The organism is Nocardioides sp. LHG3406-4 (assembly GCF_049897745.1).
Taxonomy (GTDB): Bacteria; Actinomycetota; Actinomycetes; order Propionibacteriales; family Nocardioidaceae; genus Nocardioides.
In genome coordinates, this window is record NZ_JAFCWV010000008.1 from 74952 (window position 1) to 88169 (window position 13218).

10 protein-coding genes are annotated in these 13218 nt (G+C 72.2%); 7 read left to right on the forward strand and 3 right to left on the reverse strand.

The window, feature by feature from the left end; all coding sequences use genetic code 11:
• Position 1 precedes the first annotated feature (1 nt).
• Positions 2 to 1621, reverse strand: coding sequence for an aldehyde dehydrogenase (NADP(+)) (locus ACP7BP_RS21130; protein ID WP_426247639.1), 1620 nt, complete (start codon positions 1619 to 1621; stop codon positions 2 to 4).
• A complete protein-coding gene (locus tag ACP7BP_RS21135; RefSeq protein ID WP_426247641.1) occupies positions 1618 to 2430 on the reverse strand; it encodes an IclR family transcriptional regulator in 813 nt (270 codons plus the stop codon). Before ACP7BP_RS21135 ends, ACP7BP_RS21130 begins: the two co-directional genes overlap by 4 nt.
• 211 nt (positions 2431 to 2641) lie before the next feature.
• Here ACP7BP_RS21135 and ACP7BP_RS21140 point away from each other — a divergent pair, with 211 nt between their 5' ends.
• The 6 genes from ACP7BP_RS21140 (at position 2642) to ACP7BP_RS21165 (ending at position 9600) form a co-directional block, all read left to right on the forward strand.
• Complete coding sequence (locus ACP7BP_RS21140; protein WP_426247642.1) at positions 2642 to 3670, forward strand: hypothetical protein; 1029 nt, start codon at positions 2642 to 2644, stop codon at positions 3668 to 3670.
• Positions 3667 to 5010 carry an MFS transporter gene (locus tag ACP7BP_RS21145; protein WP_426247644.1) on the forward strand — a complete coding sequence of 448 codons (1344 nt, stop codon included), beginning with the start codon at positions 3667 to 3669 and terminating at the stop codon, positions 5008 to 5010. The genes ACP7BP_RS21140 and ACP7BP_RS21145 overlap by 4 nt, the downstream gene beginning before the upstream one ends.
• A 79-nt stretch (positions 5011 to 5089) precedes the next feature.
• Positions 5090 to 6802: a class I adenylate-forming enzyme family protein gene (locus ACP7BP_RS21150; protein ID WP_426247646.1), complete on the forward strand. Its 1713-nt coding sequence runs from the start codon at positions 5090 to 5092 to the stop codon at positions 6800 to 6802.
• The gene (locus ACP7BP_RS21155) at positions 6799 to 7962 is read left to right on the forward strand and encodes a hypothetical protein (protein WP_426247648.1); all 1164 of its coding nucleotides are present in this window, start codon (positions 6799 to 6801) and stop codon (positions 7960 to 7962) included. The genes ACP7BP_RS21150 and ACP7BP_RS21155 overlap by 4 nt, the downstream gene beginning before the upstream one ends.
• A complete protein-coding gene (locus tag ACP7BP_RS21160; protein WP_426247650.1) occupies positions 7955 to 8410 on the forward strand; it encodes a MaoC family dehydratase in 456 nt (151 codons plus the stop codon). The genes ACP7BP_RS21155 and ACP7BP_RS21160 overlap by 8 nt, the downstream gene beginning before the upstream one ends.
• Entirely contained in the window at positions 8407 to 9600 is a 1194-nt protein-coding gene (locus ACP7BP_RS21165; RefSeq protein WP_426247652.1) for a CaiB/BaiF CoA transferase family protein, read from the forward strand. Before ACP7BP_RS21160 ends, ACP7BP_RS21165 begins: the two co-directional genes overlap by 4 nt.
• 22 nt (positions 9601 to 9622) lie before the next feature.
• Here the strand turns inward: ACP7BP_RS21165 and ACP7BP_RS21170 are convergent, their stop codons facing one another.
• Complete coding sequence (locus ACP7BP_RS21170) at positions 9623 to 11107, reverse strand: SDR family NAD(P)-dependent oxidoreductase (RefSeq protein WP_426247654.1); 1485 nt, start codon at positions 11105 to 11107, stop codon at positions 9623 to 9625.
• A 129-nt stretch (positions 11108 to 11236) separates the two neighbouring features.
• On the opposite strand from ACP7BP_RS21170, the gene ACP7BP_RS21175 reads away from it, so the two are divergent.
• The gene (locus ACP7BP_RS21175; protein WP_426247656.1) at positions 11237 to 12988 is read left to right on the forward strand and encodes a DUF429 domain-containing protein; all 1752 of its coding nucleotides are present in this window, start codon (positions 11237 to 11239) and stop codon (positions 12986 to 12988) included.
• Positions 12989 to 13218 lie beyond the last annotated feature (230 nt).

Sequence of the window (13218 nt, forward strand, 5' to 3'; positions counted from 1 at the left end):
GTCAGCCGCGGGCCGCCTGGCCGTTGAGCCGTCGAGGCACGCTCCAGGCGTTGGCGACGTCGATGCCCGGCGGCAGGAGGGCGGGCGGGAAACCCTGGTAGGCGACCGGGCGCAGGAACCGCTCGATGGCGCGGGTGCCCACCGAGGTGGTGCGCGCGTCGGAGGTCGCCGGGAAGGGACCGCCGTGGACCATCGCGTCACCGACCTCGACGCCGGTCGGCCAGCCGTTCATGACGATGCGCCCGACCTTGAGCTCGAGCAGCGGCACGAGCTCGCCGGCCAGCTCGAGGTCGGCCTCGTCGGCATGGATGGTGGCGGTCAGCTGGCCCTCCATGGACGCGATGACCGACTGCAGCTGCGCCAGGTCGCGGGCCCGGACCAGGATCGAGGCCGCGCCGAAGACCTCCTCGCGCAGGGTCTCGTCGTCGAGGAACGCCGTGGCGGTGGTCTCCATCAGACGGGCGCAGCCCGGGAACGCCAGCCCGGCATCGGGGGCTCCGGCGGCCACCAGGTTGACCCCGGGACGGCGTACGACGCGCTGCACGCCCTCCTCGAAGGACTGCTGGATCCGCTCGCCGAGCATGGGTGCCGTGGTGGACGCCTGCACCGCTCGCGCGGCCGCTGCGACGAAGTCGTCGGCGCCCTCGCCGTCCAGGACGAACACCAGGCCGGGGCTCGTGCACAGCTGCCCGACTCCCGTGGTGACCGACGCGATGTAGGCGGCGCCCAGCTCCTCGGCCCGGCCGGCCAGCGCCGCGGGGAGCACGAAGACCGGGTTCACGCTGGACATCTCGGCGTAGACAGGGATCGGCTCCGGACGCGCCGCGGCGGCCCGCGCGATGGCGAGCCCGGCGCCGCGCGAGCCGGTGAACCCGACGGCCTTGATGCGGGGGTCGGTGACCAGGGCGGTCCCGACCACGGGTCCGGCGCCGTAGACCATCGAGAAGGTGCCCTCGGGCAGTCCGCACGTGGCGACGGCGTCGCGGATGGCGCGGCCGACCAGCTCCGAGGTGCCGGGGTGCGCCTCGTGCGCCTTGACGACGACCGGTGCGCCGGCCGCCAGCGCCGACGCGGTGTCACCGCCGGCGACCGAGAAGGCCAGCGGGAAGTTGCTGGCGCCGAAGACCGCGACCGGACCGAGCGGGACCTGCCGCTGACGGAGATCGGGGCGGGGCATCGGCGAGCGGTCGGGCAGCGCCTCCTCGACCCGGGCGCCCAGCCACTCGCCCTCGCGGAGCACCTTCGCGAACAGCCGCAGCTGTCCGGTCGTGCGGGCCCGCTCCCCGGTCACCCGGGCGGCGGGGATCCCGGTCTCGGCCTGCACGCGTTCGATGAGCTGGTCGCCGATCGCCTCGATGTTGTCGGCGATGGTCTCGAGGAATCGCGCCCTGGTCTCCGGATCGGTCGCCCGGTAGGCCGCGAAGGCCTTGTCCGCGAGGATCGCGGCGCGCGCGACGTCCTCGGTGCTGCCCATGCCGTACGACGGCTCGAGCGTCTTGCCGGTGCTCGGGTCGACGGCGTGGAGCTCGCCCTCGCGCCCTCGCACGTCGTCGGTGCCGATGAGCTGTGCGCCGGTGAGCTCCACCTGCTGGTGCGTTGCATGGTCGGTCTGTGCGGTCATCGGATCCCTGCCTGGTCGGTGATGTCGGGAGTGTCGGTGGTGTGCAGTTCGGAGGGGGTCCGCAAGGACGACCGGAACCCCATGGTCTCGGAGAGGTTGCGCGCCCCCTCCTTCACGAGCTCGCAGGTCGACGCCTGCACGTCGTCGCTCCAGCGGAGCAGGGGCACGGAGATGCTCATGGCGGCGATCACCGTGCCGGTGTGGTCGTAGACCGGGGCGCCCACGCACGCCACGGACTGGTTGGACTCGCTGATCTCCAGGGCCACGCCGGCGCGTCGTACGCCCTCGATCTCGCGGCGCAGCTGCGAGAACGACGTGATGCTGTTCGGCGTGAGCGCGGGCAGCGAGCCGATACCCTGGTAGAGGCCGTCGAGCTGATCGTCGGTCAGGCCGGCCAAAAGCGCCTTGCCGACGGCCGTGCAGTGGGCCGGGACGCGACGGCCCACCTCGGAGACCATCCGCACGGGGTGCGGACTGTCGACCTTGGCGATGTAGGTGACCTCGCGGCCGTCGATGACCGCGAGGTGGACGGTCTCCTCGCAGCGCGCGCTCACCTCGGCTGCCACGTAGTGGCCTTCGCGGGCCAGGTCGAGGCGCTCGCGGTACATGGACCCGAGCTGGAAGGTGCGGATGCCCAGCCGGTAGCGGCCGTTGCCGTGTGGGGACGGGTTGAGGTAGCCACGCGCCACGAGGGTGCCGAGGAGCTCGTGCACGGTGGTGCGCGGCAGCTCGAGGCGGCGCACGACGTCCATGGCGCTGAGCTCGTTCTCCTCGAGAAAGATCTCGAGGATGTCGAGGGCCCGCGTCACCGCGGGGACTGAGCGACTGACCACAACATTCTCCCGTGTTCGTGATTTCGAACCATGTTCCGCGATTGAGCGGAGCCAGCCAGGGTCTGTGCGGTGACTCGTGGGTGAATTCGGGCTGGACTCTTGACGAAGACCGTACACCGTCTTCATGATGAGTTCGAGATTACGGAACACGTTCGAAATCTCGAACACGAACGGAGAAACCCACACGATGCTCACCCGCTACCTGTCGGCCTTCGGACTGCCCTCGCCGGCACAGCCCCACGTGGCAGCCGCCCCCCAGCGGTTCCCCGACGGCGGTGCGTTCCGCGTCGAGATCCCCTCCGTGGAGGGACCCGAGGCGCTGATGGCGGTGTTCAAGGCCGCCCACGACCTCGACGTGCCCGTGCACCGCGTCAGCCAGGGCAGCGGCGTGATGATGCTCTCCGACACCGAGATCACCGCCATGGTCGACCAGTGCGCCGAGGAGCGGGTCGAGCTGTGCCTGTTCCTCGGGCCGCGCGGCACCTGGGACATCGGCGCAGGGACCCAGTCGCCGTCCGGCGGCGGCGGCATCCGGGCCCGAGGCTCGAGGCAGCTGTGGCACTCCATCGACGACGCCCAGCGGGCGGTCGAGCTCGGGGTGACCTGCCTGCTGGTGGGCGACGAGGGGACTCTGTGGGCCCTCCACCAGCTCCGTGAGGCCGGCCACCTCCCGTCGCACCTGACCCTGAAGGTCTCCGCCCTCGCCGGCCCCTCGAACCCCGCGGCGTTCCGGGTGCTCGAGGGCCTGGGGGCCGACTCGGTGAACATCGTCGGCGACCTCACCATCGAGCAGATGGCGGAGATCCGGGCGGCCGGGACCGCCGCGCTCGACGTGTACGTCGAGAGCCCCGACGACGTCGGCGGCTTCGTGCGACACCACGACGCCCCCGACATCGTGCGTCACGTCGCGCCGGTCTACCTCAAGTTCGGTGTCCGGAACGCGCCGCCCATCTACCCCGCGGGCGAGCACCTCATGCCGCTGGTGCTCGGCCTGGCCCGCGAGCGGGTCCGCCGCGCCCGCCTGTGCCTGGACCTCCTCGAGAGGGAGGGCCTGGCGGAGTCGATGTCGCCGCAGGGCAACACCGCGCTGCCGGCCGTACGGCGGCTCGCGCTGGCCGGCACGACCGACGCCACCCCCGAAGCTCCCGGATCCGACCGGCTCGGCGCCTCGGCCCCGGAAGACACTCCCCCGACCAACACCTTGGAGCGAGCATGACCTCTGCAGCGACCAGTGCACCGGTGACCGACAAGCGCCGGATCAGACGCACCCTGCTGACCGCGACCGTCGGCACCACCATCGAGTGGTACGACTTCTACATCTACGCCACCTGTGCGGCGCTGGTCTTCCCCGACGTGTTCTTCCCCGACTCCAGCGCCCACGTCGGCGTGCTGGCGTCGTTCGGCACGTACGCCGTCGGGTTCGCCGCCCGGCCGCTCGGGGGCGTCGTCTTCGGGCACCTCGGCGACCGGATGGGCCGCAAGGTGGCCCTGATCAGCACGCTGCTGATCATGGGCATCGGGACAGTGGCCATCGGCTTCCTGCCGGGCTACGACCAGATCGGCATCTGGGCGCCCATCCTGCTCGTCGCGCTGCGGATCCTCCAGGGCATCGGCGTCGGCGGCGAGTGGGGCGGTGCCGTGCTGATGGCCATGGAGAACGCTCCGCGCAGCAAGCGCGGCTTCTACGCGAGCTGGCCCGGATTCGGCGTCCCCCTGGCGCTGCTCATCTCGACCGGCGTCATCGACCTCGTCTCGGCGATGGCCGGCGACGCGTTCACCGACTCGGGCTTCGGCGCGGCCTGGCGCATCCCGTTCTGGCTCTCGATCGTCCTGGTGGGCGTCGGCCTCTACATGCGGACCAACGTCGCGGAGTCACCGGCCTTCGAGGCTGCCAAGGCCGCTCGCGGGGTCGCCAAGCGGCCGGTGCTCGACGCGCTGCGCGGCAACTGGCGCGACATCCTGATGGTGATCTTCATCCGCGCCGGCGAGAACGCGCCCTACTACATCTTCGCGTCGTTCGTGCTCGTCTACGGCACCGACCACCTCGGCTTCTCGCGGGGCTTCCTGCTCAACTGCGTGCTGGGCGCCGCGGCGGTCGCGCTGTTCACGGTCCCCTTCTTCGGGTGGCTCTCCGACCGGATCGGCCGGCGCCGCACCTACACCATCGGGACGGTCCTCCAGCTGTGCTTCATCGCGCCGTACTTCCTCCTGCTGGACACCGGCAACCCCACCCTCGTCGCCATCACGGTGGTGCTCTCCCTGGTCCCGTGGACGGTGCAGTACGGCCCCCAGCCGGCGCTCATCGCCGAGGCGTTCCCCACCGGTCTGCGCTACAGCGGCGCCAGCATGGGCTACCAGTTCGCGTCCCCGCTGTGGGGTGGCCTGGCGCCCCTCATCGCGGTGGCGCTGCTCCCCATCAGCCTCTGGTGGATCGTCGCCTACATGATGACCCTCTGCCTGATCACCCTGGTGGCGACCCTGAAGATCAGGGACAACACTGGGGAGACCGATGTCGTCGTGGTGGCGGACGACCTGCAGCGCGAGCTTGTCCGGTAGCAGGCTGCGGCGGCGCCCCTGGAGGCGCCGCCGCGCTCGCCACGCACCACACGAAGCCGCCGTCGTGATGGGAGGAGCTATGGGCGCCACCGCCCGGCCCGCGGCCCTGGCGCGCCGGGACGTCGACGCGTACCGGCCGCCGTGGACCGACTTTGGGGACTTCCTCCAGCAGCGGCAGGACGCCGGCCGTCCCTACCTCGTGACCGTCGACGAGGAGGGACGTCCCGGGAGGCAGTGGACCGTGGCGCAGTGGCAGGACCTGGTGACGCGGGTCGCCGATCGGCTGGTCGCCGAGCACGGACTCGGGCCCGGGGACCACCTCGCCACCCTGGCGGGGAACACCCCCGAGGGGCTCGCGTTCGCGTTCGGTGCCTGGCTGGTCGGCGCCTGCGTGGTGCCCCTGGACCCCACGGAGTCCGACGAGCGGCACGCGCACGCCTTGCGTGAGTGCGGCGCGCGGCTCGTCGGCGTGGACGCCGACCCCATGCTGTCCCGGCGCACCGAGCAGCACCCCGGCGTCGTCGCCGTGCGGATCGCCGATCTCCTGGATGCCCCCCACCAGGAGACGCGCGCACCCGGCGCCGGGGTGTCCCGGCCCGGGACCCTCGACGTCCCGGCGCTGCGGGTGCGCACGAGCGGGACGACCGGCGGCCCGAAGAGCGTGGTGCTCACGATGCGCAGCATCCTGGTCAACTGCGCGGCCATGCAGGAGGCCCTGGGGTGGGGTCCGGACACCCGGGTGCTCACCGTCCTGCCGATCCAGCACGTCAACGGGCTGCTCATCAACAGCTTCATGCCGTGGTACGCCGGCGGCTCGACAGTGCTGTGGGAGCGCTTCCGCAGCCGGCGGTTCTGGTCGGTCGTGGACCAGACCCGTGCCACCACCAGCAGCCTGGTGCCGACGGTGCTGGAGTTCCTGCTCGCCGAGGGCGGCGAGCCGGGGCACCGCCTCGAGGAGGTGGTGTCCGGCAGCGGGCCGCTGCGGCCCGCGACCGCGGAGGCGTTCGAGCAGCGGTTCGCGGTCCCGGTCCGCCAGCTCTACGGCCTCTCCGAGACCACCGCGGTGCTCACCGTGACGCCCCGCGTCGGGCTCGGCGGCCTGCCCGACGAGCTGCGCGCGTCGGTGGGGTCGGAGATCCCGCACGCGTCCGTCGACGTGCACGACCCGGCCGGCGAGCCCTGTCGACCGGGGCGCACCGGCGAGATCGTGGCGCGCGGCGCGATGCTGCTGCAGGAGTACGCCGGCGACCCCGACGCCAATGCGCAGGCCTTCGCCGGCGGCTGGTTCCACACCGGCGACCGCGGTCACTGGGAGCTCGGCCCCGACGGGCGTCGGTGGCTCTTCGTGGACGGCCGGCTGCGCGAGAGCATCCAGCGAGGAGGGCTCACCGTCGTACCCCACGTCATCGACGAGGTCGTGGAGAGCCACCCCCACGTGCAGCACGCCGCGGCCTTCGCCTTCCCGAACCGCTGGTACGGCGAGGAGGTCGCGGTCTTCGTGGTCCCCCGCGGGCACGTCGAGGAGCACGAGATCCTGGCTTGGTGCGAGGCGCGGCTCGACCGCGCGCACTGCCCCAAGGTGGTGGTCTTCGGGACGGAGCTCCCGATGACCCGCACCGGCAAGGTCCGCCGCAGCGAGCTGGCCGCCGACCTCGCCGAGGAGCTCGCGCCCCGCTGGGCCGACTCCTTCCGGACCACCCCGCCCGAAGCCTCCAGACCCCACGAACCCCCCGAAGCATCTGGATCCCCTGCCCACCCGGGCACCGAACCCCGCACGAAGGAGACCGAATGACGTCCCACGATCCCGCCCTCGACGAAGCGCTGGAGCGGGTCGTCGACAGGGTCCGGCGCATTTCCGCCGAGCTCACCGACGACGCGTTCCCGCACTGGGCGGACCCCCAGACCGGCGCCTGGCGGACGACCTACACCGGCGACTGGACCAACGGGGCGTGGCCGGGACTGCTGTGGCTCGCCGCCCGCGCTGCGGACGACCCCGCCCTGGCGCGGGCCGCGTCCGCGTGGAGCGAGCGGCTAACGCCGCGCGCCGAGGCCGACACGGCCTTCAAGGGCTTCACCTTCTACTACGGCGCCTCGCTCGGCGCGCTCATCGCCGACGACGAGGCCGCCGGACGGCTGGGCACCCGCACCGCGGTCCACCTGGCCGGCATGTACGACGAGCGGCTCGGCCTCATCCCGCTCGGGAACGAGGCCCAGGAGCACAGCGACGTCGGGGCCACCGACAGCAGCATCGACTCCCTGCAGGCCACGCCGCTGCTGCTGTGGGCGGCGCGTGCGGACGGCGGGGACCGGCTGCGCGAGGTAGCGCTGGCGCACACCCGTCGGGTGCTGGCCAACCACGTCCGTCCGGACGGCTCCATCGTCCAGTCGTCCTCGCTGGACCCCGAGACCGGCCGCGTCGTACGGACCTTCACCCACAAGGGCTACTCCGACGACAGCACCTGGGCGCGCGCCCAGGCCTGGGGCATCCTCTACACCGCCATGGCGGCCCTGGAGTGCCCGGAGGAGACCGACCTGCTCGACCAGGCCAGACGTGTCTCGGACTGGTGGCTGGCGAACGTGCCGGCCGACGGGGTCTCCTACTGGGACTTCGACGACCCGGCCATCCCCGACACGGCGCGGGACACCGCGGCCACCGGCATCGTCGCCGCGGGGCTCCTCAAGCTCGCGCTCCGCGAGCCGGACGCCGACCGGGCCGAGCGCTACCGCAGCGCAGCGGAGCGCGCCGTCGGGTCGCTGGTCAGCGACCACCTGACCCCGCTGGGATCCGACGAGACCCGGCCGCCAGGCATGCTCGTCCACGGGTGCTTCACCAAGCGTTCCGACGCCCGGCCCCAGGACGCGGTCACCGACGCCGAGCTGATCTTCGGGGACTACTACCTCCTCGAGTGCCTGATGGTGCTCACCGGGCGGGTGGAGGCCGGCGATGTCTGAGCTGCCCCCGCTCGACGTCCGGCTGCCCGCCGACGGCGTCTCCGTGCGCCGGACGGTGACGGAGGCCGACGTGCTCGCCTTCGCCGAGCTCAGCGGCGACCGCAACCGGGTGCACACCGACGCGGCGTACATGGCCGGCACCAGGTTCGGCGGCCGCCTGGTCCACGGCGCGTTCCTCCTCGCCCTGGTCTCCACCGCTTCCACGCGCCTGATCGAGGAGACCGGCGGCTTCGCCGTCGCCTACGGCCACGACCGGGTCCGCTATCTGGCGCCGACCTTCCTGGACGACACGGTCACGGTTCACTACCGCCCGGCCCAGGTCGACGCGGCCAGCGGCAAGGTCACCTCCGAGGTGGAGGTGCACAACCAGCACGGCGACCTGGTGACCGTCGGCACCCACACCGTGTGGTTCCTGCCCGAGAACCCCGACGAGAGGACCTCCCCATGACCCGCTCCCTGCCCCTCGCGGGTGTCCGCATCCTCGACTTCACCCAAGTGCAGTTCGGGCCGATCGCCACGCAGGTGCTCGCCGACTACGGCGCCGACGTGATCAAGGTGGAGCGACCGGGCGTCGGCGACCTCACCCGCTCCACGGACGTCCAGGCCACCTCCATCGACGACAGCGCCTACTTCCTGAGCCTCAACCGCAACAAGCGCTCGCTCACGCTGGACCTGAAGTCCCCCGTGGCGGCCGACGTGCTGCACCGGGCGCTGGAGACCACCGACGTGCTGGTGGAGAACTTCCGCCCGGGCGTCATGGACCGGCTCGGGTTCGGCTACGACGCCCTGGCCGAGCGCTACCCGCGGCTCGTGTACGCCGCCGGCACCGGCTTCGGCCGCACCGGACCGCTCGCGCACAAGGGCGGCCAGGACCTGCTGGCGCAGGCGATGTCGGGGGCGGCGTACCACGCCCGCGGCGACGACGGCCGGCCCCGCCTGTACCCGCTGCCCGTCGCCGACTACGGCGCCGGCATGTCGCTGGTGCAGGGCGTGCTGCTGGCGCTGCTGGAGCGCGAGCGCAGCGGCCGGGGGCAGCGCGTGGACGTGTCGCTGCTCGACACGATCAGCTACATCCAGCTGCAGGAGTACGTCCAGTGGCGGCTGCACCGGTTCGAGGTCAACTGGGAGACCCAGAACCTCGCCGGCGTCTTCGCCACCAGCGACGGGTGGATCGCGGTCGTGGGCATGTTCAAGCCGGACCCGCTGCGGCACATCTGCCAGGGCCTCGGGATCGACGACCTCAGCCAGGACCCGCGGTTCGCCACCTTGGAGCAGCAGCTCGCCCGCAAGGACGAGCTCTGGCCGCTGCTCGAGGTGGGCTTCGCCAAGCTCACCACCGACGAGGCGGTCACCCGGCTCGACGAGCAGGACGTGCTGTGCGCGCCGGTGCTCGACTACGACCAGTTCCCGACCCACCCGCAGGCGGTGCACAACGGGATCTTCCGCGAGGTCGACCACCCCACGCTCGGCCGACTCAGCCTGGTGGAGTCCCCGCTGCGGCTCTCGGAGGCCTCGGCCGACCAGCGCCCCTTCAGCTCTCCGCCGCTGCTGGGGCAGCACACCGACCAGGTCCTGGACGAGCTGGGCTACTCCGCCGAGGAGATCGCGTCGCTGCGCGACCGCAAGGTCGTGTCCTAGGCCCCTGCCCCAGCTCCTGGGCTCACCAGGGGCTGGGGCGGTAGTCCTTCACGAAGCAGCCGTAGAGGTCCTCGCCCTGCTCGCCCAGGACGATCGGGTCGTAGACCCGGGCTGCGCCGTCGACCAGGTCGAGGGGAGCGTGCCAGCCCTCGGCGGCGATCCGCAGCTTCTCCTGGTGGGGTCGCTCGTCGGTGATCCAGCCGGTGTCGACGGCGGTCATCAGGATCCGGTCGGTCTCGAACATCTCCTGCGCCGAGGTGCGGGTCAGCATGTTGAGCGCGGCCTTGGCCATGTTGGTGTGCGGGTGCCCGGCGCCCTTGTAGCGGCGGGAGAACTGCCCCTCCATCGCGGAGACGTTGACGACGTACTTGCGCTCGGCGGCCGCGGCGGCCATCGCTGGGCGCAGGCGGGAGATCAGCAGGAACGGCGCGATCGAGTTGCACAGCTGCACCTCGAGCAGCTCCAGCGGGTCGACCTCGTCGACGGTCTGCGTCCACGAGTTGTTGGTCTGCAGGTCCGGCAGCAGGCCGCCGGCGTCGACGGCCGTGCCGGCCAGGTGCGCGTCGAGCGAGGCGTGGCCGGCCTTGAGCGCGAGCGCGGTCATCGCGGCGGCCGAGTGCGCGGCCCGCGCGTGCTCGAGCGACTCGCCCTCGTGGTGGGCCACCGGCTCCGCCGCCAGGGCGCCCGCGATCGACGCCGGGTGCGCCTCGGAGATCCGGTCGAAGCTCACCATCTCCGGCAGGTCGATCCCCTCGGGCAGCGCGGTGCGCTCCGCGTCGACGAGCGGCGCGTAGGCACCCGGCGTACGACGCACGGTCTGGCAGGCGTTGTTGATCAGGATGTCCAGCGGCCCGGCGCCGGCGACCTCGTCGGCGAGCGAGACGACCTGGGTGGGGTCGCGCAGGTCGATGCCCACGACCTTGAGCCGGTGCAGCCACTCGGTGCTGTCGGGCAGCGATGAGAAGCGGCGTACGGCGTCCTTGGGGAAGCGCGTCGTGATCGTCGTGTGCGCGCCGTCGCGGAGCAGGCGGAGGGCGATGTACATGCCGATCTTTGCGCGGCCACCGGTCAGGAGGGCGCGCCGGCCGGTCAGGTCGGTGCGCTGGTCGCGCTTGGCGTGCGACATGGCGGCGCACTCGGGGCAGAGCCAGTGGTAGAACGCGTCGACGAGGGTGAAGTCGTTCTTGCAGATGTAGCAGCCCCGCGGGTTGATGAGCTCGCCGGCGAACGCGCCGGCGGCGGTGGACAGCAGCGGGATGCCGGCCGTCTCGTCGTCGATGCGGATCGGCGAGCCGGTGGCGGTCAGCGCGGTGACGGCCCGGTCGTGGGCGAGCTCGGCCTCGCGCTTGCGGGTGCGCCGCTCCCTCTTGAGGGCCTTGTACATGTGCGACGCCGCGTGCTTGACGGTGACGATGTCGGGGTGGTCGGAGGGGAGCTCGTGGAGCATCCCCAGCACCCGGACCGTCGTGGAGAGGTCCGCCGGGTCGATGCGGTCGTCATGGATCACCGGCCGATGGTACGGCGGCTGGATCGCTCCCGTGGTTTCGAGGCTCGCTGCGCTCGCACCTCAACCAGCGGGACCTGGCTCGCTGCGCTCGCACCTCAACCAGGGGGACGGGCGTGGGAGGCTGCGCGCATGTACTTCGTCGGACTGGACCTCGCCTGGGGAGAGAAGAAGCCCTCCGGCCTCGCCGTCGTCGACGCGCGCGGGCACCTGGTCCACATCGACCTGGTGCGCACCGACGAGGAGATCGTGGCCGGGCTCGCGTCGTACGCCACGGGCGAGTGCCTGGTCGCGATCGACGCACCGCTGATCGTCGTCAACCCGACCGGGAACCGGCCCGCGGAGGCACAGCTCAACAGCGACTTCGCCCGCTTCGATGCCGGCGCCCACCCGTCCAACACCGGGAAGCCGGAGTTCGCCACGGAGCCGCGCGGGGCGCGGGTCGCCACCCTGCTCGGCCTGGACATCGACCCCGAGTCGCGCTCGACGCGGCGCGCGATCGAGGTCTACCCGCACCCGGCGACGGTCGCGCTCTTCGAGCTCGGCCGCACCCTCAAGTACAAGCAGCGGCCGGGCCGCAGCCTCGCCGACCTGCAGTCGGAGCTGCTCATCCTGATCCGGCTGCTCGAGAGCCTGGCCACGGCCGACCCGCCGCTGCACCTCAGCGACCACGACGGCTGGCGAGCGCTGGTGGCCGCGGCCGGTGAGGCCACCCGCAAGAGCGAGCTGCGGGTCGTCGAGGACCAGATCGACGCCGTGGTCTGCGCCTACGTCGCGGCGTACGCCGTCGCCCACCCCGGACGCACCACCACCTACGGCGACGGGCTGACCGGCTACATCGTCACGCCGTCCCTGCCCGCGGGGCACCGGCCGGCCAAGCGGCCGGTGCGGCTGCCGGCCGCCGACCGGGACCCGGTGACGGCAGCCGTCAGCGCCTACGCGCAGATGCAGCCCGGGCTCCGGGACGCGGCGGTGCAGGCCGTCGAGCTGGTCACGACGGTGCTCGACGAGGCCGGCATCAACTACCTCAGCGTCACCGGCCGGGCCAAGACCGTCGCGTCCTTCGCCGCCAAGGCCAGCCGCACCGTCGACGGCAAGCCGGCCTTCCTCGATCCGCTCTCCGACATCGGTGACCTGGTGGGCGTGCGGGTGATCACCTACGTGCACAGCGACGTGGAGGCGGTCGTCGGCCTGCTCGCCGACGAGGTGAGCGTGCGCGAGGACCGAGACATGGGACTCGAGACCGCCAGCGAGGGTCGCTTCGGCTACGCCAGCCGGCACCTCCAGATCGAGGCCGGCCCCGACCAGCACCCGGCCTACCCGCTGCTGGAGGGCCGAACCGTGCAGGTGCAGATCCGCACCGTGCTCCAGCACGCCTGGGCCGAGTTCGAGCACGACATCCGCTACAAGGGCACCATCCCCGAGGCCGACCGGGCCGACTTCGACCGGCGCTTCACCCTGGCCGCCGGGCTCCTCGAGCTCGCCGACCGGGAGTTCTCCACGATCCGGGACCGCCTGCAGGCCGGGGCGAGCACGGAGTCCGGCGCGGACGACGACGACCCGCGCATCACCGCCCAGGAGCTCGCCGCGTTCCTCGCCGGGCAGTACGCCGACGCCTCCTGGTCGCGCACCGACCACTACGCCTGGATCAGCGGGTTGCTCCTCGAGCTCGGGATCACCTCGCTGGCCGAGCTCGCCGAGGTGGTGCGCCCGGTCGACACGGCCGCCATCGACATCCAGCTCGGCTACCGCCACCGCACGGGCGCCGTACGCCGTCTCGACGACGTCCTGCTCTCGGCGTACGGCGAGTCCTACATCGCCCTGCACGGCAACGCCCACCGGGTTGGCCTGCTCACCGAGCGGCTGGCGCGGATGCGGGGGTAAGGGCCTTGGTGTCATGGCTCTCGCCGGTCGAGGTGCGAGCGCAGCGAGCCTCGAAACCAAGGGGCTCTCCGCCTTGGGCCCCATGCGCCTCGGTTTCGAGGCTCGTCGCTAGCGCTCCTCGCGCCTCAACCAGCGGCGGGGGCTGCGTTCCTCGCACCTCAACCGGCGGCGGGGCGCCGGGTGGCCGCATCCGGGCATGCCACGGTTCGGTAACACCCGGCCGCCGCGGA

Bases quoted from the DNA above. Each gene is read 5' to 3' on its own strand.
- ACP7BP_RS21130 (WP_426247639.1), bottom strand. From the start codon at position 1,621: ATGACCGCACAGACCGACCATGCAACGCACCAGCAGGTGGAGCTCACC.
- ACP7BP_RS21140 (WP_426247642.1), top strand. From the start codon at position 2,642: ATGCTCACCCGCTACCTGTCGGCCTTCGGACTGCCCTCGCCGGCACAG.
- ACP7BP_RS21145 (WP_426247644.1), top strand. From the start codon at position 3,667: ATGACCTCTGCAGCGACCAGTGCACCGGTGACCGACAAGCGCCGGATC.
- ACP7BP_RS21150 (WP_426247646.1), top strand. From the start codon at position 5,090: ATGGGCGCCACCGCCCGGCCCGCGGCCCTGGCGCGCCGGGACGTCGAC.
- ACP7BP_RS21155 (WP_426247648.1), top strand. From the start codon at position 6,799: ATGACGTCCCACGATCCCGCCCTCGACGAAGCGCTGGAGCGGGTCGTC.
- ACP7BP_RS21160 (WP_426247650.1), top strand. From the start codon at position 7,955: ATGTCTGAGCTGCCCCCGCTCGACGTCCGGCTGCCCGCCGACGGCGTC.
- ACP7BP_RS21165 (WP_426247652.1), top strand. From the start codon at position 8,407: ATGACCCGCTCCCTGCCCCTCGCGGGTGTCCGCATCCTCGACTTCACC.
- ACP7BP_RS21175 (WP_426247656.1), top strand. From the start codon at position 11,237: ATGTACTTCGTCGGACTGGACCTCGCCTGGGGAGAGAAGAAGCCCTCC.